General features: G+C 42.4%; 20 protein-coding genes. 2 read left to right on the top strand and 18 right to left on the bottom strand.

Going from position 1 to position 23,543, the window contains the following annotated elements:
* Nucleotides 1–14: 14 nt before the first annotated feature.
* From murC to FLL45_RS10065, 13 genes are all read right to left on the bottom strand, one after another.
* Complete coding sequence (gene murC / locus FLL45_RS10125; protein ID WP_142941898.1) at nt 15–1,475, bottom strand: UDP-N-acetylmuramate--L-alanine ligase; 1,461 nt, start codon at nt 1,473–1,475, stop codon at nt 15–17.
* Nucleotides 1,472–2,581, bottom strand: coding sequence for an undecaprenyldiphospho-muramoylpentapeptide beta-N-acetylglucosaminyltransferase (gene murG / locus FLL45_RS10120; protein ID WP_246075806.1), 1,110 nt, complete (start codon nt 2,579–2,581; stop codon nt 1,472–1,474). Before murG ends, murC begins: the two co-directional genes overlap by 4 nt.
* Nucleotides 2,578–3,750, bottom strand: coding sequence for a putative lipid II flippase FtsW (gene ftsW, locus FLL45_RS10115; protein WP_142941897.1), 1,173 nt, complete (start codon nt 3,748–3,750; stop codon nt 2,578–2,580). Before ftsW ends, murG begins: the two co-directional genes overlap by 4 nt.
* Nucleotides 3,747–5,120, bottom strand: a complete 1,374-nt coding sequence (murD, locus tag FLL45_RS10110; protein WP_142941896.1) for a UDP-N-acetylmuramoyl-L-alanine--D-glutamate ligase — start codon at nt 5,118–5,120, stop codon at nt 3,747–3,749. Before murD ends, ftsW begins: the two co-directional genes overlap by 4 nt.
* A 23-nt stretch (nt 5,121–5,143) precedes the next feature.
* On the bottom strand, nt 5,144–6,226 hold the full coding sequence (mraY, locus tag FLL45_RS10105) for a phospho-N-acetylmuramoyl-pentapeptide-transferase (protein WP_142941895.1): 1,083 nt from the start codon (nt 6,224–6,226) through the stop codon (nt 5,144–5,146).
* 1 nt (nt 6,227) lies between these two features.
* Complete coding sequence (locus tag FLL45_RS10100; RefSeq protein WP_142941894.1) at nt 6,228–7,616, bottom strand: UDP-N-acetylmuramoyl-tripeptide--D-alanyl-D-alanine ligase; 1,389 nt, start codon at nt 7,614–7,616, stop codon at nt 6,228–6,230.
* Entirely contained in the window at nt 7,613–9,133 is a 1,521-nt protein-coding gene (locus tag FLL45_RS10095; protein WP_142941893.1) for a UDP-N-acetylmuramoyl-L-alanyl-D-glutamate--2,6-diaminopimelate ligase, read from the bottom strand. The genes FLL45_RS10100 and FLL45_RS10095 overlap by 4 nt, the downstream gene beginning before the upstream one ends.
* On the bottom strand, nt 9,126–10,862 hold the full coding sequence (locus tag FLL45_RS10090; protein WP_142941892.1) for a peptidoglycan D,D-transpeptidase FtsI family protein: 1,737 nt from the start codon (nt 10,860–10,862) through the stop codon (nt 9,126–9,128). Before FLL45_RS10090 ends, FLL45_RS10095 begins: the two co-directional genes overlap by 8 nt.
* The gene (gene ftsL / locus FLL45_RS10085) at nt 10,859–11,197 is read right to left on the bottom strand and encodes a cell division protein FtsL (protein WP_142941891.1); all 339 of its coding nucleotides are present in this window, start codon (nt 11,195–11,197) and stop codon (nt 10,859–10,861) included. The genes FLL45_RS10090 and ftsL overlap by 4 nt, the downstream gene beginning before the upstream one ends.
* A 36-nt stretch (nt 11,198–11,233) precedes the next feature.
* The gene (gene rsmH / locus FLL45_RS10080; RefSeq protein ID WP_142941890.1) at nt 11,234–12,175 is read right to left on the bottom strand and encodes a 16S rRNA (cytosine(1402)-N(4))-methyltransferase RsmH; all 942 of its coding nucleotides are present in this window, start codon (nt 12,173–12,175) and stop codon (nt 11,234–11,236) included.
* Between the two features lie 3 nt (nt 12,176–12,178).
* The gene (mraZ, locus tag FLL45_RS10075) at nt 12,179–12,634 is read right to left on the bottom strand and encodes a division/cell wall cluster transcriptional repressor MraZ (protein WP_142941889.1); all 456 of its coding nucleotides are present in this window, start codon (nt 12,632–12,634) and stop codon (nt 12,179–12,181) included.
* Nucleotides 12,635–13,102: 468 nt separating this feature from the next.
* A complete protein-coding gene (locus tag FLL45_RS10070) occupies nt 13,103–13,849 on the bottom strand; it encodes a zinc-dependent metalloprotease family protein (protein ID WP_142941888.1) in 747 nt (248 codons plus the stop codon).
* A gap of 34 nt (nt 13,850–13,883) precedes the next feature.
* On the bottom strand, nt 13,884–14,600 hold the full coding sequence (locus FLL45_RS10065; RefSeq protein ID WP_142941887.1) for a hypothetical protein: 717 nt from the start codon (nt 14,598–14,600) through the stop codon (nt 13,884–13,886).
* Nucleotides 14,601–15,237: 637 nt separating this feature from the next.
* Here FLL45_RS10065 and FLL45_RS10060 point away from each other — a divergent pair.
* Entirely contained in the window at nt 15,238–15,771 is a 534-nt protein-coding gene (locus FLL45_RS10060) for a hypothetical protein (protein ID WP_142941886.1), read from the top strand.
* 80 nt (nt 15,772–15,851) lie between these two features.
* Here FLL45_RS10060 and FLL45_RS10055 read toward each other — a convergent pair whose 3' ends face one another.
* From FLL45_RS10055 to prfB, 3 genes are all read right to left on the bottom strand, one after another.
* Nucleotides 15,852–16,652 (bottom strand): substrate-binding periplasmic protein, encoded by an 801-nt coding sequence (locus FLL45_RS10055; RefSeq protein WP_142941885.1) that lies wholly within the window; start codon nt 16,650–16,652, stop codon nt 15,852–15,854.
* Between the two features lie 175 nt (nt 16,653–16,827).
* Nucleotides 16,828–18,387, bottom strand: a complete 1,560-nt coding sequence (gene lysS, locus FLL45_RS10050; RefSeq protein WP_142941884.1) for a lysine--tRNA ligase — start codon at nt 18,385–18,387, stop codon at nt 16,828–16,830.
* A 132-nt stretch (nt 18,388–18,519) separates the two neighbouring features.
* A protein-coding gene (gene prfB / locus FLL45_RS10045) for a peptide chain release factor 2 (RefSeq protein ID WP_142941883.1) occupies nt 18,520–19,618 on the bottom strand; the annotation gives its coding sequence in 2 pieces (ribosomal slippage) (nt 18,520–19,542 and nt 19,544–19,618; 1,098 coding nt in all).
* Nucleotides 19,619–19,751: 133 nt separating this feature from the next.
* Here prfB and FLL45_RS10040 point away from each other — a divergent pair.
* Nucleotides 19,752–20,189: a hypothetical protein gene (locus FLL45_RS10040; RefSeq protein WP_142941882.1), complete on the top strand. Its 438-nt coding sequence runs from the start codon at nt 19,752–19,754 to the stop codon at nt 20,187–20,189.
* 53 nt (nt 20,190–20,242) lie between these two features.
* Here the strand turns inward: FLL45_RS10040 and mutT are convergent, their stop codons facing one another.
* Nucleotides 20,243–20,644, bottom strand: coding sequence for an 8-oxo-dGTP diphosphatase MutT (gene mutT, locus FLL45_RS10035; RefSeq protein ID WP_142941881.1), 402 nt, complete (start codon nt 20,642–20,644; stop codon nt 20,243–20,245).
* A gap of 90 nt (nt 20,645–20,734) precedes the next feature.
* The gene (gene secA, locus FLL45_RS10030) at nt 20,735–23,443 is read right to left on the bottom strand and encodes a preprotein translocase subunit SecA (protein ID WP_142941880.1); all 2,709 of its coding nucleotides are present in this window, start codon (nt 23,441–23,443) and stop codon (nt 20,735–20,737) included.
* Nucleotides 23,444–23,543: the final 100 nt, after the last annotated feature.

The following is a 23,543-nucleotide window of genomic DNA, read 5'->3' as shown; positions in this document are numbered from 1 at the left end:
AAATCCTGGGCTTACTAGCTTTTAAACTTGTCGATAAAACTGAGGCTTTCTTGGGACCATGACTTAGCTATTCCGCCAACATTGCCCGCCCCCTGAGTAACGATCAAATCATCATCCTTAACCACTGCTGCTAAGGTTGCATTTAACTCAGACTGATCTTCAATAAATATCGGATCAAGTTTTCCTCGTTGACGAATTGAACGACACAAACTCCGCCCATCAGCACCGGCTATGGGTGCTTCGCCAGCTGCGTATACTTCCAACATGATCAACACATCAACTTTCGATAAAACCGATGCAAAGTCTTCAAACAAATCTCGCGTTCTCGTATATCGGTGTGGCTGAAACACCATCACCAAACGTTTATCTTTCCAACCGTCTCGAACCGCAGCAATGGTTGCGGCGACTTCAGTTGGATGATGTCCGTAATCGTCAACCAGCTGTAACTTTCCAGCTTTCGTCTCAAACTCACCGCAAAATTGGAAACGCCGCCCAATACCACCAAAGTTTTTCAGAGACTCCATTAACGCAGGCGCTCTTACGCCATCTTCATTGGCTACGGTAAAAGCCGCCAATGAATTTAAAACGTTATGTCTGCCTGGCATATTGAGTTGAATCTCGACTAAGCCCGGTTTGCCTTTGCGCTTGATTTTATAAAAAGAGTGTCCGCCATCTTGTCTAAAATCAACCGCTTGATAATCAACGCCATCGTTAAACCCATAAGTCACATAGGGCCGCATCAACTTTGGAATAATTTGTTGAACTCCTTCATCGTCGCCACATAAAACAGCAAGTCCGTAAAACGGAAGGTTATGTAGAAATTCGATAAAAGTATGTTTTACTTTTTCGAAATCGCCATCATAGGTATCCATATGATCCATATCGATATTTGTGACTACCGAGACCATCGGTTGCAAATGTAAAAACGATGCGTCGCTTTCGTCTGCTTCAGCGATAAAATATCGACTTCTTCCCAATCGAGCATTCGCCCCCAAGCGATTAAGTAAACCACCGATCACAAAAGTTGGATCGAGTCCTGCGTCTCCATAAAGCGTTGCTAATAGACTCGTCGTCGTTGTCTTTCCGTGTGTACCAGCTACCGCGACACCATGTCTAAATCGCATTAATTCTGCGAGCATTTCTGCGCGAGGAACGATCGGAATTCTCCGCGAACGCGCCGCTTCCATTTCTGGATTATCAGGCGGGATCGCCGTGCTCACCACTACCACATCAGCACCCAAGACGTTATTTGCGGTGTGCTGATGAAACACTTCTGCGCCCAGAGTTTCGAGTCTTCTAGTCACTTGATTGTCGCTCGGATCAGAACCGGTTACTGAATAACCTTGGTTAATCAGCACCTCTGCAATACCGCACATACCTGCACCACCAATTCCGATGAAGTGCACTCTTCGAATACGCCGCATTTCGGGTATTTCAATGACTGTATTGGCGATTTGCTCGTTTAAATGTTTCATGCGGCCTTCATCCTCAAATCCTCGCAAAAATCAGCGACCTTCGTCGCTGCAGTCAAATATGCAACTTGCTTCGCCTTTTTCGCCATCGCTGCGATCTGCTCTGGCGAAGAAATCAACTCGGTTAACTTTGCTTTAGTTTCATCAGTTGACAAGTCTCTTTCTTGAATACAGATTGCCGCCTGCTCCGCGACTAACCAGTTAGCGTTAGCCGTTTGATGGTCATCAACAGCATAAGGAAACGGTACAAACACTGCACAAAGTCCGGCTGCTGCAATTTCTGACACAGTTGACGCGCCTGCTCGGCATATTACGACGTCAGCCCAATCCATTGCTTCTGCCATATCGTCAATAAACTCTTTAATTTCCAACCTTTCCCCTGGCTGTATATTTTCAGCTAAATAGAATTTTTCTGACTCTTCTTTTCGGCCTTTACCAACTTGATGACGAATACCAATCAATTCTTGTTCAAACAAATTTTTGAAAAGGTTTGGTAGTAGTCGATTTAGGGCCAAAGCGCCTCGGCTACCACCCACGACTAAAACATTAATCAACTTTTTCGGCTCTATTACAGGAGTCTCTTTCTTATTGCGTAGTTCGACAATTGACTGTCTTATCGGGTTGCCAACCGTCTCAACCTTATCGGCCCTAATAAAAGCCCCCGGAAACGCCTGAAAAACCTTTTTCGCTAGCCTAGATAAAATTCTGTTAGTCATCCCTGCAACCGCATTTTGCTCATGAATCACTAAAGGCGTACCAGTTAGAAATGCCGCTACGCCGCCCGGACCAGAGGCAAAACCACCAAAGCCTACGACAACTTTGGGTTTAATCTTTTTCAATACTTTTATCGCTTCAATAACCGCTTTACTAAGACTATAAGGTGCCTTTAACCAACCAATCACACCTTTTCCTCTGAGACCCGAAACAGAAATCAAATTAAGTTCGATGTTAGATTTAGCAACCAACTCTTCTTCCATTCCACCTTTTGACCCTAACCAAATCGCTTGCCAGCCTCTCGATTCAAGTTCCTCGGCGACTGCTAGGCCAGGAAAAATATGTCCCCCAGTCCCGCCGGCCATAATTAAGATTTTGTCTTGTTGACTAATCACTTATTCTTGCCCCCTTTATCTTTCTTTTTAGGAGACTGTTTTACTATTCCTGCTTCCTTTAAACGGTTTTCATAATCAACTCGCAATAAGATTGCGACCGCAGTTCCACAACCGATCAAACTATTTCCACCATAACTAATAAATGGCAGTGTCAAACCTTTAGTAGGTAATGCGCCACTCGTCACTCCCATATTGATCAGCGCTTGAAAAGTTAAGCAAAAACCAATGCCATAAGCTAAGTAGGCTGCATAGGGGTTATCCAAAATTAACGCTTTTCGGCCGATTTGCATGGCTCGATAAAAGAAAACAAAAAACAAACAGAGCACAAACGCAACGCCAATTAACCCGAGTTCTTCCGCTAATACGGCGAAAATAAAATCAGTATGAGCTTCTGGTAAATAAGATAGTTTTTGCAAACTATTGCCCAATCCCTGCCCAAACAAACTCCCTCGACCGAAAGCAATTAACGATTGTGTTAATTGGTATCCGCTACCAAAAGGATCCGCCCAAGGATCAAGGAATGTCATAAGTCGCTCCATTCGATAGGGTTGACTCACGGCAATGATTCCCAAAATTCCTGCGACTGCTCCAGATAAACCAATAAACTGCCACAGTCGCGCACCACCTAAAAACAGCATTGCTAAAGACGTCGCTAATATAACAACAGATGCGCCAAAATCAGGCTCTAATAGAAGCAGCCCAGTAATTAGCGCTAAAACTAATAAGGGCTTCGCAAACCCTTTAATTTGAGTTTGTAGCTCATCGGTTCTTCTAACCAGATAACCAGCAAGATATACTATGACAAATAGCTTGATTGCTTCTGATACTTGAAAAGTAAGCGGACCTATCGCTAACCAACGGCGGCTGCCGTTAACGGTTCTTCCTGCAAATAAGACCAACACGAGTAAAAACAATCCGAGGACCAGCAAATAAGGACCATACTTCTGCCAACGTTCAATCGGTTGAGTTAAAACGACGCTCACACTAACACAGGCAATAAGTAAGTAAATTAGGTGACGGATCACAAAGTGGTTTTCGCCACTCTTAATTCCATTTTCGGCATAATATAGTGAGCTAGAGGTCACCATAATCATACCGATAGCGATCAAAATAAGCACCGTAGATACTAATACCTTGTCGTACCAAACTTGCGAATTGAGTTGGTTCATGCGCAAGCCCTCACTGCATCAATGAAAGCTTCGCCGCGTGCAACATAGCTGCTATACATATCTAGACTTGCACAAGCAGGAGACAATAGTACAAGCGACTCACTATCAACTTGTTGAGTAACTAATTTGCTCGCATATTGAACCGCATCAGGCATATCTTTGGCAAAATAAACTCGATCTTCCGGCACCATTTCTGCAAACAATTTCGCATCTTTGCCAATCAAGATAAGTTTATTAACCTTGGTATTCAAAACGTGCTTTAAGGGAGTCAAATCACTACCTTTTGCGTCACCTCCAGCGATAAGAATAACAAACTTGACGGTTGGTTGAATGCCATTCAGTGCAGCCAAAGTCGCACCGACATTGGTGGCTTTCGAATCATTTATCCATACACAATTATTGGCACTTTCAACAAGCTCAAACCGATGCGCTAGTCCGCTATAATTTCTTAAGCACTTATTCATTGAATCACAAAAACTAAATCCTAACTCTTTCACTAACGCAATTGCGGCTAAAGCATTACTTAGATTATGAGCGCCTGAAATTTTTAGCTGATCGGCATAGACTATTACTTGCTCTTCATTTAGCAAAGCTATGCGTTTATCAACCATTTCTGTGTGATATTTTGCGTCATGGTTTGTCAGGCTAAACTCAACCACATTGCTTATTTCATTATCTTGCTTACGATTTCTATCACCTCGATAATCGGTTTGCTTATCATCTAAATTAACAACACATTTTTTTGCACCTTGATAAATAGTTAATTTAGAATTTTGATAAGCTGTTAGATCGGTATAACGATCCATATGATCTTCGCTAATATTGAGTACCGTCGCCACTTCAGCTTTGAGCGATCGAGTGGTATCTAATTGAAAACTTGATAGCTCTAATACATAGATATCAGCTTGGTCTAGGGGCAGAAAATCTAGTACAGGAACGCCGAAATTACCGCCGATAGCAACATTCGCACCAGCAGCTTTGAGTAATTGATAGGTTAAGTCGGTCACAGTACTCTTTCCATTTGAGCCGGTAATAGCAACAATCTTTCCTTTAGTTTGTCGCGCAAAAATTTCAACATCACCAACGATATCTACGCCATTTTTTCTAGCTTGATTCAACGGAGCAATGTTTGAATCGATTCCAGGACTGACAATTATCATGTTTGCACTATTCAGCAACTCTTGAGGAATATCACCGAAATAATGAGAAAAACAGTTATTTAACGAGGCTAGCTCTTTTTCACCTGGTGGTTTTGCTCTTGTATCAACAACAAAAAACTGCTGGTCGGTTCTTTGTAAATATCGCGCAGCAGCAAGCCCGGACATCCCCAGTCCAAACACGCCTACTAATTTCTGCTGCGATTTATCCACAATATTTCCTATTTGTTACTATTCTATCGAATCTTTAATGTCGCCAATCCAATAAGAACCAAAACGACTGAAATGATCCAAAAGCGCACAATAACTCTTGGTTCTGGCCAGCCTTTAAGCTCATAGTGGTGATGAAGTGGCGCCATGTTAAATATTCTTCGACCTGTTAATTTAAAAGAGGCAACTTGTAAAATTACGGAAATCGTTTCCATCACAAATATTCCTCCCATAATAAATAGCACTAACTCTTGTCTAACTATCACTGCAACAGTGCCCAAAGCAGCGCCTAAACCGAGCGCACCAACATCGCCCATAAAAACTTGTGCTGGATAGGTGTTAAACCATAAAAATCCCAGCCCAGCACCGCACAATGCTCCACAAAATATAATCAATTCTCCGGTTCCAGGAATGTAGGGAATTGATAAATAGCTTGAGAAATTAATATTACCGGTAAGGTAAGCGAAGATAGCTAAAGCGCCAGCCACTAATACCGTTGGCAGTATCGCAAGTCCATCTAAACCATCCGTTAAGTTAACCGCATTACTGGTGCCGACTATGACAAAATAACTCAACAAGATGTAAAACAATCCCAAACTTATCGCTACATTTTTAAAGAACGGAATGATTAACGTTGTTTCAGCATCAACTTGCGCGCTGTAAAAAAGATAAACAGCGGCGATTAATCCAACCACTGATTGCCAAAAATATTTCCAACGAGAGGCTAAGCCTTTAGGATCTTTGTAGATAAGCTTTCGATAGTCATCAACCCAACCGACCAAACCAAATCCTAAAGTGGTCAGTAATACAACCCAAACGAATCTATTTTGTAAATCAGACCACAACAGTGTGGAAACAGCGATCGCAATTAGGATCAGCGCGCCCCCCATTGTTGGAGTTCCGGCCTTACTCAAGTGAGTTTGTGGTCCGTCATCTCTCACGGTTTGTCCAATTTGCTTACCGGATAATTTTCGAATCATAAACGGCCCAAGCAATAATGAAATTAAAAACGCTGTCAGTACGCCCAAGATTCCTCGCATCGTGAGGTAACCGAATAAGTTAAACCCCGAATAATACTGCTGTAAGTATTCACTCAACCATAACAACATCTTATTTTTCCCCCTCTGGAGAAGCGACACTCTCATTCTTTGTTTCAGAATCATCCATCAGTGCTTGAATTACTCTTTCCATATGCGCACTACGAGATCCTTTACAAAGAATTGTCGTATTCGCATTCGCCTCTTGTTTTAATTGTTTTATGAGTTCATTCTGGTTTGTGAAATGTTTACCTTCACCATCAAACCGAGAATGCGAAAATTGTGTTAGTACGCCACAAGAATACAAAGCATCAAGCTTTGCTTGATTCGCTATTTGTCCTATCTCTTCGTGGCTTTGACGTCCATATTCACCCAACTCAGCCATATCTCCCACGACTAAAATTCTGCGTCCCGAGTAGCTTGCTAATACATTAATTGCAGCCCTCATAGAATCTAAATTGGCATTGTAAGTGTCATCGATTAAACGACATCCATTATCTAACTCTTCGATCATTAAGCGTCCAGTAACATGTGGAGCTTGAGACAAACCAATGGCTATATTTTCTAGTGACACTCCCAGCGCCAATGCACAGCCAGCGGCTGATAATGCATTATTCACATTATGCTCACCGGCTAACGATAAGTTGACTCGTTGACTTTTTCCCATGTAATCCAAATCAAAACTCGGCTTTAAATTTTCGTCTAAGGATATATTTTTAGCTAGCAGATCACCGTCACCTTTCATCGAATACTTGATCATCTTTTGCTTAATTCGAGGTGCCCAATAAGCAGCAAAGTCATCATCATTGTTGACTATCGCAACACCGTCCGCGTTCAACTGAGTATAAATTTCACCTTTAGCTCTAGCGACACCTTGCAAATCACCGAACCCTTCTAAATGCGCACCAGCAACATTATTGATCACAGCGACATCGGGTTGAGTTATCGAAGCAGTGTAATCAATTTCCCCCGCATGATTTGCCCCAAGTTCTATCACGCCGAATTCATGCGACTCATTCATTTGAAGCAATGTTAATGGCGCGCCAATTTCGTTGTTGAAATTTCCTTGGGTCGCATAAGTCTCACCGACGTTTTGTAAGATCGATGCCAACATCTCTTTAACGGTCGTTTTTCCATTGCTACCGGTTATAGCGGCAAACTTTGCTTTTAGCCGAGAACGATTAAATTTGGCAATTTGTCCCAAAGCAATTCGCGTATCCTTCACAATAATCTGCGAAATATCTACCGCTGAACGTTGTTCGACTACCGCAGCCTCGCCCCCTTGTTCCTTAACTTTAGCGAGAAAATTATGTGCATCGAAATTAGGGCCTTTGAGAGCAACAAATAAGCCCTTATCACAAACATCTCTACTGTCGGTATATACTCTTGAAACCAATAAATCATCACCTACAAGTTGGCCACCTATCGCTTCACTTATTTGAGAGAGGGTCGCTTCAATCACGCCTTGTACTCCTCAATCTGCTCTGCAGCGATTTCTAAATCGCTTAAGTGAAACTTTTCGGTTCCGATTATTTGGTAATCCTCATGTCCTTTCCCCGCAATCAGCACCGCATCGCCGGGTTTGGCTTTAGCGATAGCGGTTGTGATCGCTATTTCACGATCTTCAATATATTCGACTCGCTCAGGTTTTCTAAAACCGCCAAATATATCTTCTTTAATCGCCTCGCTCGATTCAGTTCGAGGATTATCAAATGTAACAACGACTTTATTGGCTAGCTTTTCCGCTACACGAGCCATCAGTGGCCTTTTAGTATTGTCTCGATCACCGCCACAGCCAAAAACACACCAAATCATGCCAACACAATGCTCTCTTAAGGCTAACAACGACTGCTCTAGCGCATCTGGCGTGTGTGCATAGTCAACAACAGCTAGCGGCGTATTTTTATGACCAAATTTTTGCATTCTTCCTGGCGCAGCATGAACACTTTTTAACGCCAGTAATATCGGGTTAACATCTTTTAAAATACTGCCAAGCGCGGCAATCACAATTAATATATTGGACAAATTGAATTGACCAATTAAAGGTGAGTCAACTCTACCACTTCCCCAAGGGGTGTAGACTTTTGCATGTAATCCCTCGAGCGAATAGACCACCTCTTCTGCCCATATCCAGCGATTCAAATTAGAACCAGAAGTCGGTAACTTAGTTGTTACAAGCCATTTAGTCGCGCTAATTACTTCATCTTTAGCTAACTTTCGTCCAAAACGGTCATCGACATTGATTACCGCATTTTTGAGTTCGGGCGACAAAAAAAGTTTACGTTTTGCTTCGCCATAATTTTCCATGGTGCCATGGTAATCTAGGTGATCGTGAGTTAAGTTCGTAAAAATCGCGGTGTTAAATCTAACCGCCGCAGCTCGATCTTGATCCAAACCGTGTGACGAAACTTCCATTGAAGCGAACTGAGCACCAGTATTAACTGCCTGTTGCAGAATTCGTTGCATGGTAATTGCATCCGCCGTTGTGTTTCCGCAATCCTCTAAGTTACTACTCTGTCCGACGCCCAGCGTACCGAGTAAAAAGCATTCAAAATGAAGTCGCTGTAATGTCTTCGCAACTAAATAGGAAACGCTGGTTTTACCATTAGTTCCAGTTACGCCGATCGTCTTTAAATTTTGCGATGGATGCTCATAATAATTACTCGCAATTAAACTAATTTGTCGCTGTAAATCATCAACCCATATGATCTTATCTTCACAAGACAGTTCACTGATCGTTGCTTCAAACTCTTCTCTATCGAGTCCTTCAGCAATCACTAAATTTGCACCTTTCTCCAACGCACTCTTAATAAATTTTCTGCCATCAGTCAAAAAACCCTTGAGGGCTACAAAGGTATCTCCTGGCTTTATTAAACGACTATCTAAAACGAGCGAGCCAACCGACTGTGACAGTCGGTCAGCTGCTACCTGCTCACTGGAAGTATCCTTCAAAACTTCATGCAAAAGACGCTCAGCCATTTGAGTCTCCTTTTGCTACTTCATTATCCGCAACGCGTTCATATTGATCGGGCTTTACGTTTAACAATCGCAATGTCTCTTCAGCCACTTTCGCAAATACTGGGGCCGCCACGTCACCCGCATAGTACTCTTCACTATTCGGTTCATTGACAAATACAACCATTGCAATCTTGGGGTCGCTAACAGGAGCTAAACCTGCAAAGAAAACAGCGTATTGATCGCCGTAGCCACCATTATCAGCTTTGCGTGCGGTACCAGTTTTTCCGGCAATTCGATATCCATAGACACCTGCCTTTTGACCGGTTCCCCCTTCACCAACAACCGTCTCCATCATTGAAACAACTTGTTGACTCGTTTGTCGGGAAATAACTTGTTCCCCTTGAGGGATTTGTTCGCGTTTTAATAGAGTTAGCGGACGTTTTACACCATACGATCCTAAAACCGCGTACGCTTGTGCTAACTGAACAGGAGTCACCATAAAGCCATAACCAAATGAAACATTTGCTTTTTCTATGTCACTCCAATTTTCTCTGAAATTCATCCGACCTGAACTCTCACCAGGAAAACCACTGGCGGTATCAGCACCGAATCCAACTTGATAAAAAGTGCTCAAAAACTCCTCATCAGTCATCATTTTCGCTAACTTTGTAACCCCAACATTACTCGACTTCTGTAATACGCCTGACACATCTAACAGGCCATGGTTTTTTCCGTCTTTAACCCAATAACCATTCAATTTCATCCGGCCCGGTTTGGTATCGACCTTAGTCCACGGTTTAACGACACCAGATTCAAGCGCACTCGCTACCGTAAAAACCTTTGCGGTTGACCCTGGCTCAAAACTGTCAACAAAAGCGCTATTGCGAGTAAATTGAGGTCGTCGTGAATCAAACCGATTCGGGTTATAGGAAGGCTGGCTTAGTAACGCTAAAACTTCCCCAGTGTCCACATCCAACATAACCAAGGCTCCGGAACTCGCCTTGTGCTTTAGAACAGCTGTTTTTAATGCCTTATAAGCTAGCGCTTGAATACGGCTATCAATACTGAGTTTTAAGTTTTGTCCTTTTTCTACTTCTTTAAGGATTTCTTTCTGCTCAATGACTCTGCGCTGTAAGTCCAACCTGACTATTTCTTCTCCAGCTTTGCCACTTAATAAATCATCGTAGGAGCGCTCTAGCCCTTCCCTGCCTCGATCATCGACATCGGTAAAACCTATCAAGTGTGCAGTAATTTCTGCCGATGGATAATAACGACGAAACTCATCTTTTAGGTAAACTCCAGGCAAATCTAAAGTCTTAACGACGCTCGCCGTTTTAGGGTCTAGGTGACGCGCAACATAAGCAAACTCTCGGCCTTTTCTTTTCACTATCCACTGCTTAAACTGCTGTGGCGTTTTGCGCGCAATAACCGCAAGTCTATTCCAGTCTTCTTCGTCAAGCAGTGGCGATTTTTTCATAACTTCAGTCACATCCATCCAAACGGACTTCACAGGGACACTGACTGCGAGTTCAATACCATTTCTATCAGTAATAATTCCGCGGTGTGTATCAATTTTTTTATTTCTAACACTCGCTGAGTCTGCTCGGTTATTGAGCACTTTCGCTGCATCAACTTGCAAATAAACAGCGCGCGCGAATAAACCAACAAAAGCGATGGCTAATGTTGCAAGCAACACATAAAAGCGGCCACTGCTTAACGGTATACTATTGGGCTTTCTTGCTTGGCTCATAGCGAAATCACCTTTTCATTTTTAGTGGTGACTTCCACCATACCAAGCTCTTTTTTCGCAAGACTAGAAATTCGATCGGCTTCTGAAAGCGTGGTTAACTCTAACCTTAAAGACTCAAAGGCGACTTGTTGGTCTTGCTCAGTTTTTCTCAACTTTTGAAACTCAGCAGTAAGTTTGCGAGCCTGGTGACTCGTTTTTGCCAGTTGCATGGATGAAATTACTAACAACAAAGCAAGCCCACTCACCAACCAGTGACGAATGAGCAAATCGTTAACAATCGCCATCAACAATGATGGCGGTTGTTCGACTGATTTTTTTTGCTTGTTATTTTTCATCTATCCTTAACTTATTTTTTTTAATTAATCTATTCGCTATAATTTTTCAGCCAGGCGTAACACAGCGCTTCTCGAGCGCGGGTTCTGATTCACTTCCGACTTGCTTGCTTTTATTGCTTTGCCGATAGCTTTAAATTCTTTATTCAACTCGCTGTCCATAACTGGCAATCCTTTTGGTAACACGTCACCTTGTGATTTTCGACGGATAAACCTTTTGACTATTCTGTCCTCTAAAGAGTGAAAACTAATCACAGAAAGTCTTCCTCCCTTTGCTAAAATTTGTGGCGTCACCGCTAAAGTCGTATTCAATTCCCCCAGCTCATCATTTATAAAAATACGAATCGCTTGAAAACTGCGCGTTGCAGGATGCTTATGTTTATCCTTCACCGGGCAAGCTTGATCAACAATCTTTGCCAACTCTGTAGTCGTTGTAATAGTCTTCTCTTGTCGATACTCTGCTATCGCTCTTGCAATTCTCAAGGCAAATTTCTCTTCACCATACTCTTTTAATACTCGTTTCATTTCTTCGACTTCAGCAACCGCGAGCCATTCGGCGGCGGATATCCCTTTTGAAGTATCCATTCGCATATCGAGCGGCCCTTCTTTTAAAAAACTGAACCCTCTATCTGCCTGGTCGAGTTGTGGCGAAGAAACACCTAAATCCAACAAAACTCCATCTACCATTCCTAACAAACCTTTCTGTTCTAGCAATGGCACAATACTGGCAAAATTCTGATGATAAAATTCAAACTGTTTTTCACCACTCATTTCTTTTTGCAACTCCGCTGCCGACTGGGCGGCTTGCGGGTCACGATCAATAGCGATCAATCGCCCCACAGGCCCTAACTTCTCGAGAATCAATCGACTGTGGCCGCCTCTACCAAAGGTACCGTCGATGTATATCCCGTCGGGCTTTACATCTAAGCCATCGACCGCCTCGTGGAGCAAGACAGTAATGTGTTCGTGTGTTTTTTGCATGGCCTAGTAGTACAGATCTGGTAGTTCATCCGAATCAAGCTCGTCACTCGACAGCACATCCAAATCTTCTTCTGTGAGTCGGTTCCATTCAGCTTCATTCCATAATTGGAAGGTTTTACCCTGACCAATCAACATAACTTCTTTGTTTAAATTTGCTCTTTCGCGCAATACACCTGGAATCAACAGGCGCCCGCTAGAGTCCATATCTACTTCAGTTGCGTGGGCTAACATAATTCGCTTTAAGCGACGGTGGAGTGGTTTCGAGTTGGAGAGAGATTGTAGGTCTGTTTCAGTTGCTTCCCAATGTTCTAGGGGAAAAATCAATAAACAGTTATCATACGGATCACAGGTAACGACCATATGGGAGCGCGCAGAATCAACAATCGCACCGCGATACTTTGCTGGTACCGCAATGCGACCTTTTGAGTCCAAATTGATTGAGTTAGCTCCACGAAACACTTTTTTTACCTGCTACTTGGTGGCCTATTGATCAGATAAACCACTTTGTTGCACAAAACTACACTTTTCTCCACTTCCTTGCACTATAGGTAGTGGATGCCCTTTTTGTCAAGCGAAAAGAGAGAGAAAAATCTCAAAATTATGCTTATTTCACAAAGACTTAGCCTATTTTAAAACACTGTTCTTTTAGCTGTTTTACGAATAAGAAGTTAATTCATTAAGTTAAGATACAAACTTAAAGTAATACTTTAAGTTTTGAGGGAATGTGGAGTAAAAAACGCGATTTTGGATGGATTTGGCTCGGTAAGTGGTGTTGATTCTTGTCAGTTAATAGTTTAGTTATATTGATATTAAAAACGATATGTTTATTCTATATAAAATCAATTCCTATCGGTCATAGTGAGAATCAAAAAAAAGGCTAACAACCGCGGTTGTCAGCCTTTTCGCAAAGCAGTAGAGCGTATTTATTTACTTGAAACGAGAAATACTTCTCTTAGTCGCATTAATCGTTTTCCAACCATAGGCTTGACCATTAATGCCATAGGGCTGGCCACTCACGCTCCAGTTCGGATTGGCGAAATAGTCATATTGGGTTGCGCTACCAAATACATGTGGGTAAGCCATGATACTTGCAAATAAGTTTTGCACACCATGACCCATTCCATCGACATACACTCCCCCACTTGTGTCTCCTTGTTTGCGGGAATGCGCATTGCCCATGTTATGACCCAATTCATGGACAAATGTCGTCGCACCGCAATCAACGGCTGTAATGCTATACATCTTACCGCTCTGTGAGCTGTATAAGTTTCCATTTGAACCTTGTCCAACCCAAGCAATTCCACAAGAAATTAGCCCAGGTTGCCCGGCGGACTCTCCGACACCGAGAACAGCCACCATATCAGCACGCCAGTCATCACGGATCCCATTAACCCAAGAACTGTTGGTTACTGCATTCAGCCAACTGCTCGATGGCGTAATCTGATAATTACCGAGATTTCTCGTACCGACCAAGCGAAGAGTGATATCAATTCCATTTTGGCTGAATACTTGATTACTAAAAGAAATAAGTTGATTGATCTTTGTGTTTATATTACCGGTTTTTGCCGCTGAATTATTATCATACATAATTCCAATATCAATTGTTTCAGCTTGAACAAACATTGAAGTGCACAATGCTGTCGCTAACCCGAGTTTTCTTATTATATTTTTCATTATTTATTTTACCTCCTTAAGGTTTTATTTTGTTCTACTGCTTTTTATCAGCCGCGAATTGATGAGAGCCATTGGCTGAAGCGCCCATCTCAACGGCCTCAAATTCGACATGGTTCCGGTAAAGGTCACGCTTTGCAGCTAACCAACCATGTTGGCCAAGTGACTCGAAAACATAATTGCCAGAAGTCGTCGTAAACTGACCGTAAAGTGCGTCAGCCCCAACGGTTAGAACAGTCGTATGAAGATTTCCATCCGACCCAACCAACCGACCAAACACACTTTTATCACCATTATCGAAAATGTTTGTTTTAGTGACTTCGGCAGAAAACATCTCCGAAGTCTGTGGTATTTCTAAGTTAAATGTGTCACCAACTTCCAATTGTCTAAGCGCTTCGAGGTCGAACTCGACATATGCTTCCCCTTGAAGGTCTTTGGGTAACACACCCGCCTTATCCAAAATTTCTTTTGCAACTGTTGATGGTCTCGATATTCCGTTAAACTCGCCGCTGATTTCAGCACCAACAGTCTCGATAGGCTCGATTTCTTTGGCTTGAGTTTTAGAAATCTCTGTCGCAGGTTTAGTCTCCTTTTGCTCGAGGAGATTAGCTTGCTTAACGCTTTCTTTAGCACGTTTATCGAATGATTCATCTGATTCAAGCCCATTTTGCTCTAACCGCGTTTGTGAAAAACTCCATAACAATGCAATACCAACAATTAATAGAATTGAAATTAAACCAATTAACTTTTTCATTTGTTCCCCTCCAAGTTGAACATTTTTATTTCATAGTTCTAATTTGAGTTTCGATATTTTTCTTTTTGTTTAGCTAAGGATTTAATGCACAACAAATCAGCTCGCCAAAATTTACTTGGCAAGTGGGCTTTAAAATTTCGAGAGCTAATAAAAACTTTTTGGCAACCCCATCACTCGTATCTGAAACGTGATTGAGTGTTGCTAAATTAAATTTGTGAAGCACCTATTTTTCGAGTTGTTACTTTTATTAAATGTGTTAGTCGCACTACTAAGTTTTTATCAATAGGTGATAGCAATATTTCTGCAAATATCTTTATGGCAAGAAACGCTACATGAAATTGTTACGAGTCAGCTAAACGATCGCAACAATGCATACAGAACAGCGTTATTAAAATCGATTTAATCTCGCTATATGTATATTTTTCATCCACCAATTCAAACTAATAGATAGAGATGATACATCATATCGATAAAAAACAATTTGAATGTTGACCAACCAGCGGGTCATATAGTCTCCCATTGAGGTGTTAAATCATGTCGATTTAAGTAAATATTACCGACTTTTTATCCATTCATTTTTCGTTCAGCCGTAGCCCGGATAATTGAACTCAGCATTAACCAAAAGAGGTCGCTAACCATGAAAAAACTATTGTGCTTATTTTTATTACTTCCAGCATTTAGCGCTGTTGCTTTTGATGGTAAAAAATCTGCAGACGTTCAAATAAAAAACAAAGCTACGCAAGCCAAGATTTATCGTGACCACGATCGCAATTGGCGCCAGCCGCAATATGCGAGAGGCGTTAAATTGTTTAAATGCTACGACTCTTGGGGACATAAATTGCGCGGTAAATTTGTTGCCGAACAGAAGTATTTTATTGAGTTGGGCGGAGGCTCTTGTCATAGAGCACAACGAAAGCCTGTTCGATACGGCGCGCTTGATGATATTAGATACTATGATTTTCCAGTTGATAATGTTTATCAAGCGATTCGAGAAATCAAACGAGATTATGGTTTGAGAAATGCTCAAGTCATTCAATCTGAAAACATTCACGCTGGTATGAAAACATTTAAATATACTTTAGTTTTCAAAACACCGCGAAATGGTTATCGAGAATTTCGAGTAAAACATAGCCGCTGGAGTGGCCGTATTAAAAACATTTATGAAGTGTAAACTACCAAAAAGTGAAGTTAAACAAGGGCTTTAAATTCCGATAATTAAAAGCAATAAAAAAGCTGGCTAAGCCAGCTTTTTTATTTTTGTATAGTCGACCAATACCAGTGGGTTTTATACCGCTCACTACTTTGTACACGACTCAACGCTTCATTAAAACGCTTGACCTGATTATCCGAAACGGTCTGCTTGCTAAACATAAAGTGAACTTTACCCACCAACATCTCAATAGGGTACTCCTCAAACTCTGAATATAGCGATTGGGTCATCACAGCATTATCGATGATAAATGGCTCTTCAAAAAAACCATCGATAACTTTGTTCTTAAGCGACGTCAGTAACTCACCTTCTTTAGCATGCTTAATTATATTATCTGCAAATTCAGGCTTCGCTAAAATAGGTTCCAGCTCTTCACCAAAATAACCACCGCGCAGAATTCCTAACCTAAAACCGCGCTTAAACAAATCTTCCATATTTCGGTACTGTAGCGTTTGCGACTCGCCTTTGCGTACAGTTAGCACTAAAACTTCATCGCGGTAAGATGTTGAAAAACGAGCGAACTCACTTCGTTCTGAGGTAATCGATGCTCTTCCCATTAGATCAATATCACCAGACTCAATGGCGGCAATACTCTCTTTCCAGTTGAGATTGATAAAGTTTACCTGGCAGCCCATTTCGTTGGCCACCCACTCAGCCAATTTAATTTGGGCACCGGTTGGTTTATTTTTGGCAGGGACCATAAAAGGCGGAAACTCGGTCCAAGCGTATTTTAATTGGCAGGTTTCTTCAGAAGTGACAGGATCGAGCGAATCAGCTTGAGCGCTCCCCATTGCATACCATGAGGTTAAACATAGAAGTGACACCAATAACTGCTTTATCATTAAATTCTTCTATTTGGAGAGCCAAACTGGCTAATTACTTAATTTAGCTGGTAATAATCTAACAACCCTGACTGATAATGGCCCTTAATAGGGCCACTACATAGCAGTATTTACGAAAATCTCATATTTATCAAATTTTTAACAACGACACCCCGTCAAACGTGCTTTGTTACGCTCAAGACTGCGGTTTCATATGAGGAAATAGAATAACATCTTTAATGGTCGGCGAATCAGTAAACAGCATCACCAATCGGTCAATGCCAATTCCTTCACCAGCCGTCGGCGGTAAGCCGTATTCTAATGCGTTGATGTAATCATCATCAAAATGCATAGCTTCATCATCACCAGCGTCTTTTTCTTCCACCTGTTTACGGAAGCGAGCGGCTTGGTCCTCGGCGTCATTCAGCTCCGAGAACCCATTGGCGATTTCTCGGCCACCGACAAAGAACTCAAAACGGTCAGTGATAAAGGGGTTATCGTCGTTACGACGTGCCAACGGTGATACTTCCCAAGGGTACTCTGTGATAAAGGTTGGTTGAATTAATTGGTGCTCAGCAGTCTCTTCAAATATCTCTGTGATATATTTTCCTGCACCCCAAACACCCTCGACCTCAGGTTCCTTGACGTGCAGTTGTTTAGCATAGGTCCGAATTTGTTCAAAGTTTTCTTCAGGGTTTCGGAAAACATTTTCGTCGAATTCGGGATTATATTTTAGTATTGCATCAACCATCGATAGACGCTCAAACTTTGAGCCAAAATCATAACTCACTTCTTCCGTTACATTTCCGTCTGCATCTTTCGTCGTATTAACAACGGTTGTCGTGCCCAGTACATCGTGTGCTACGGTGCGCAACATTTCTTCGGTTAAGTCCATTAAATCGTTGTAATCCGCATAAGCTTGATAAAACTCTAGCATCGTAAATTCTGGATTATGACGAGTCGATAAACCTTCATTTCTGAAATTTCGATTGATTTCAAAAACGCGATCGAACCCACCAACGACCAAGCGTTTCAGATATAACTCAGGCGCAATCCGCAAGAACATATCGATGTCCATCGCGTTGTGATGGGTAACAAAAGGACGCGCCACCGCACCACCAGGAATAACTTGTAGCATTGGCGTTTCCACTTCCATAAAGTTTCTATCAACCAAGAAGCGTCGGATTCCCTCGACTACTTTACTTCTTACTAAGAAGTTTTTACGAGTTTCTTCATTAGTAATGAGATCAACATAGCGCTGGCGATACTTCGTTTCCTGATCTGCAAGGCCGTGAAATTTCTCGGGCAGTGGCCTAAGCGATTTAGTCAACAAATAATACTCGTCCATCGCCACATACAATGCGCCTTTACCTGACAATTTAAGCTGGCCTTTAACACCGATAATATCGCCGATGTCCAAGCCCCCCCAATTGTCCTTCATCGCTTTTTGCACGTCTTTTGTCGCATAAGCTTGTATTCGTCCTGTCATATCTTGGACAACAAAGAAAGGTCCTCTTTTAGCCATGACACGGCCCGCGATGCTGACGATCTTGTTAAGTCCTTCGATAGACTCTTTGTCTTGGTCGCCAAATTCATCCTGTAAATCGTTAGCGTAATTCTCCGGTTTAAAATGGTTTGGATGACCATTTGAATCACACTGCTTTCGGATGGTTTCTAGCTTCGCTTTTCTTTCAGCGATGAGCTTGTTGTCTTCAGCACTTGTGGTTACTTCAGGGTTGTTAGCATCATTACTCATAATTTCAATCTTCTTAATCGTTTTTAATTCTTAACCGGTTGCTTGCTCTTAACTCTCTCACATTAACTATAATTGATTACTGCCTAGCAAAACATGACGAAATGGCACTACACCAATTTACTTTTAATTACGTTATAGACCTGCTTTTAGACTTTCTTCGATAAACCCGTCTAAATTACCGTCTAACACGGCCTGAGTATTAGTGGACTCATAGCCGGTTCTTAAATCTTTTATCCGAGACTGATCAAGTACATAAGAGCGAATCTGACTTCCCCATCCGATGTCAGATTTAGCATCTTCCATTTGTTGCTTCTCTGCATTCTGTTTTTGTACTTCAAGTTCATACAATTTGGCTTTTAAAAGCTTCATCGCTTGATCTTTGTTTTTATGCTGCGAACGATCATTTTGACATTGAACGACTGTATTTGTTGGCAGGTGGGTAATTCTTACTGCCGAGTCGGTTTTGTTGACATGCTGTCCGCCGGCCCCACTCGCGCGATAAGTATCGATTCTTAAATCGGCTGGATTAACTTCTATCTCAATATCGTCTTTCACTTCTGGATAACAAAAAACACTCGCAAAACTCGTGTGCCTGCGATTGCCGGAATCAAACGGCGACTTTCTTACGAGTCGATGAACGCCAGTCTCAGTGCGAGTCCAACCAAACGCATAATCACCTTGTACATAGATTGTCGCACTTTTAATTCCAGCGACTTCACCGTCGGAACACTCAATCAACTCAGCTTTAAACCCGTGATCTTCACACCACCGTAAATACATTCGTAGCAGCATGTTCGCCCAGTCTTGTGCTTCTGTTCCGCCAGAGCCTGACTGAATATCGATATAGGCATTTTCGGTATCCATTTTACCGCTGAACATACGCCGAAATTCTAATGTCGCTAAATCCTTATCTAAATCATCAAGGTCTGAGACGAGTTCATCGACGGTATCCTGGTCGTCCTCGTCAACCGCCATTTGCAATAAATCATCGGCATCATTGAGCCCGGCATCTAACTTATCAATGGTGGTTACAACGATTTCTAAACCCGATCTTTCTTTGCCAAGCGCCTGCGCGCGGTCTGGTTCGTTCCAAATCTCAGGTAGTTCTAGCTCTCGCTCGACTTCGACTAACCGCTCTTTTTTGGTATCGTAGTCAAAGATACCCCCTGAGCGAAATTTTTCGCGCTTGGAGTTCCTTTATTCTTTCACGGATAGATGTGACTTCAATCATCGCTGTTTCGGTGGTTGTCAGATAGTATTAAAGGCCGGTATTCTACTAAAAGTCGAGCTAATAGCCTAGTATCTGTTGGCAGATATCCAAGTTTAAGCATACTAAACTGGAATAAAACCTCGGGAGTAAAACCATGCAGCAAAAATTAAAATGCTTAATCATCGCAATTTCTTCGCTTGGCATCGTTTCTTGCGCCAGCGTGCCGCCTGAAAAAGTCGATGAGCGACTACGAGCATGGCAAGGACTGCATATTGACCAACTAATTACTTATTGGGGTTTGCCAACCAAACAAAGCCAAGTAGAAGACAAGCGCTACGCCGAATGGATCAACAAAAGTAGTGAACCAGGCAACGCCTCGGTGTCAATAGGGACAGGAAGCAGAAGCAGAAATAGCGCGATAGGCATTGGATTAACTTTGTTCGATTTGGGTGGTACCGACGATGCTTGCAGCCGACTGGTGACCTATAGTCCAACGGGAACTGTAACTCAAATTAGCTGGCAAGGAACCAATAATTACTGTTTTGAAGTCACTCCAGATTTTCAAAAAGTGATGAAACAACAGAAAAACTAAGCGCCAATTTCACCACTCTGGTTATTGAGCAATCCGACAAAGTTAATGCGCTATCAACTCTTTTCGCTGAACCAATTCTGTAATTTTTTTACCACAGGTTGATTCGCTTCAGGAAATTGATAGTTCGCTAATTCCGGCCAAGCGACCCACTTTATGGCTTGCCCTTCTAACCCTTCAGGCTCTCCGGAAAAAGCTTCTGTTAAGAAAAAGTTTAACGAAACACTTTTCTCAGGGTAATCAAAATCGATTCGCTCAAACAATTGTGGTGCTTCGATTCGGATGTTGATTTCTTCGGCTATTTCACGAACTAACGCCTCTTCATGAGACTCCCCAGTTTCGATTTTACCACCAGGAAATTCCCAATAGCCCCCTTTATGTTTATCTAGCGGGCGACGGGCAATAAGCACATGATCGTTTTTTACAATGACTGCCGCAACAACTTGGATATGCTTCATACTGATTATCGACATTTCTTTTGGAAGTTAGGAGCTTAAAACAAAAAAGGCAGAATGATTCTGCCTTTTGGTTGGTAATACAAGTTAAATCTAATTTAATTTACCATGACACTGTTTGTACTTCTTTCCAGAGCCACAAGGACACGGTGAGTTACGACCAACTTTTTGTCCCTCGCGAACATAAGGCGTTTGCTGCGCGGTTTCGTTTTCTTGCGGAGGCATAGCACTACCTTGCTCATGTTGATACTGGACACCCTGAGATTGAGCTTCTCGCCTGCGCTGCTCTTCAACAGCATCCACGTCATCAGAATCTCTAACTTGGACTTTTGAAAGTAGAGAAATAACGTCGTACTTGACGTTTTCTAACATCTCTGCAAACAATTCAAAAGCCTCGCGCTTGTACTCTTGCTTAGGGTTTTTCTGAGCATAACTACGTAGGCCTATTCCTTGACGAAGGTGATCCATAGCCGCCAAATGCTCTTTCCAATGACTATCAAGATGCTGCAGCATAATCGACTTTTCAAAGTGACGAATCACAACGCCACCCACTTGCTCTTCTTTCGCTTCATACTCCGCAGCAAGCTTCTCAATAATCTTGTCACGCAAAGTTTCTTCGTGAAGCGAATCATCTTCATCTAGCCACTTTTGGATCGGTAAATCAATTAAGAAGTCACTCTTGAGTCTCTCTTGCAACCCTTCAACGTCCCACATGTTCTCGATACTTTGCGGTGGAATGTATTGAGCAAAAACATTGGAAACAACATCTAAGCGTAGCGAACGAACCGTATCAGAAATGTCATCCGTGGACATGAGCTCGGCTCGTTGCTCATAAATAACTTTACGTTGGTCATTCGCGACATCATCATACTCAAGCAGATTCTTACGGATATCAAAGTTACGTCCTTCGACTTTACGCTGAGCATTTTCAATCGCGCGGGAAACCCATTTATGCTCAATAGCTTCACCTTCTTCCCAACCCATTTTTTGCATCATTGCAGCCATGCGATCCGACGCAAAGATTCTCATTAAATCGTCTTCTAGCGATAAATAAAATCGACTTGAACCTGGATCGCCTTGACGGCCAGAACGACCACGCAATTGGTTATCGATGCGGCGAGACTCGTGTCGCTCGGTACCGATGATTGCTAGCCCACCTGCCTCTAAAACTTTGTCGTGACGTTCTTGCCACTCTTTGGTCGCCTCAGCGATTTGTTCATCTGACGGATTATTGAGTGCATCTAAATCGGCTTGCAGACTTCCACCCAAGACGATGTCAGTACCACGACCGGCCATATTGGTCGCTATCGTCACAGTACCCGGTCGACCCGCCTGAGCAATAATTTCAGCTTCTTTTTGGTGAAACTTAGCATTAAGTACTTGGTGTTTAATTTTTTTCTGCTTGAGGACTTTAGAGAGTATTTCTGATGATTCAACAGAAGTTGTACCCACCAAAATCGGTTGCCCTTGCTCTCGACGTTGCAGAATATCTTCGATGATCGCTGTATATTTTTCTTGCTTGGTTAAGAAAATTAAGTCACCCAAATCCTTTCGTAGCATCGGCTTATTGGTTGGGATTACGATAACTTCCAATCCATAGATTGAGTTCAACTCAAAAGCTTCGGTATCAGCGGTTCCAGTCATACCAGAAAGCTTTTCGTATAAACGGAACAGGTTTTGGAATGTAATAGACGCGAGCGTTTGATTTTCATTTTGGATATTAACGCCTTCTTTAGCTTCAACCGCTTGATGTAAACCATCTGACCAACGACGCCCAGGCATCGTACGACCGGTATGTTCATCAACAATAACGACTTCGCCATCTTTTACGATGTAATCAACATCATTTTTAAATAGAACATGGGCTCGTAATGCGGCGTTAACGTGGTGTAACAATGATATCGATTGCGCGCTGTAAAGCGATTGACTATCACTGAGAAGCCCAGCTTTAGTCAGCAATTCCTCAACGTGTTCTTGGCCACGCTCACTCAAATAGACCTGCTTGGCTTTTTCATCAACGGAGTAGTCTCCGCTTCTCTGATCTTCGTCATCTTCAAGTGGTTTCAATTCTGGGATAAGTTTGTCGATTTGACGGTAAAGATCTGAACTATCTTCCACAGCACCGGAGATAATTAATGGCGTCCGCGCTTCATCGATTAAAATCGAATCAACTTCATCAATAATGGCATAGTGCAAATCTCTTTGGACTTTATCTTCCGTCGCAAAGGCCATATTGTCGCGTAAATAATCGAAGCCAAACTCATTGTTGGTTCCGAAAGTGATATCACAGGCGTAAGCCGCGCGTTTTGTTTCAGTGTCTTGCCCCGACAATATAACCCCAACCGTTAGGCCTAAAGCCCGATATAGAGGTCCCATCCACTCAGCATCACGCGAAGCAAGATAGTCGTTGACCGTGATGATGTGCACACCTCGGCCTGTGAGCGCATTGATATAGGCAGCCAGCGTCGCAACAAGCGTCTTACCTTCACCGGTGCGCATCTCGGCTATTTTGCCTTGATTGAGTACCATTCCACCAATAAGCTGAACATCGAAATGACGCATATTCAGCACTCGCTTACCCGCTTCTCTGACTACCGCGAAGGCTTCGTCTAGAATATCATTTTGAGTTTCGCCATCCGCCAATCGCTGTTTGAATTTCTCTGTCGCTTGCGCCAGCTCTTCATCAGATAACTTGGCAACTTCTTCTTCGAGAGCATTGATTTTGACAACTCGTTTGTTGAGCTGCTTGATAACGCGTTGATTTCGACTACCAAATACTTTGGCAAGGATATTCCCGAACATGGGCACTAACTTCCTGATATTCTTATTGGTTTAATAAATTTCTAACCTGGACTCAGCTCAACTAGAAGAAAAACCGATTAGTCAAATTGACCTGACCAGG

The organism is Aliikangiella marina (assembly GCF_007004765.1).
GTDB classification, from domain to species: Bacteria; Pseudomonadota; Gammaproteobacteria; order Enterobacterales; family Kangiellaceae; genus Aliikangiella; species Aliikangiella marina.
This window is presented reverse-complemented; position numbering and strand designations above follow the sequence as displayed.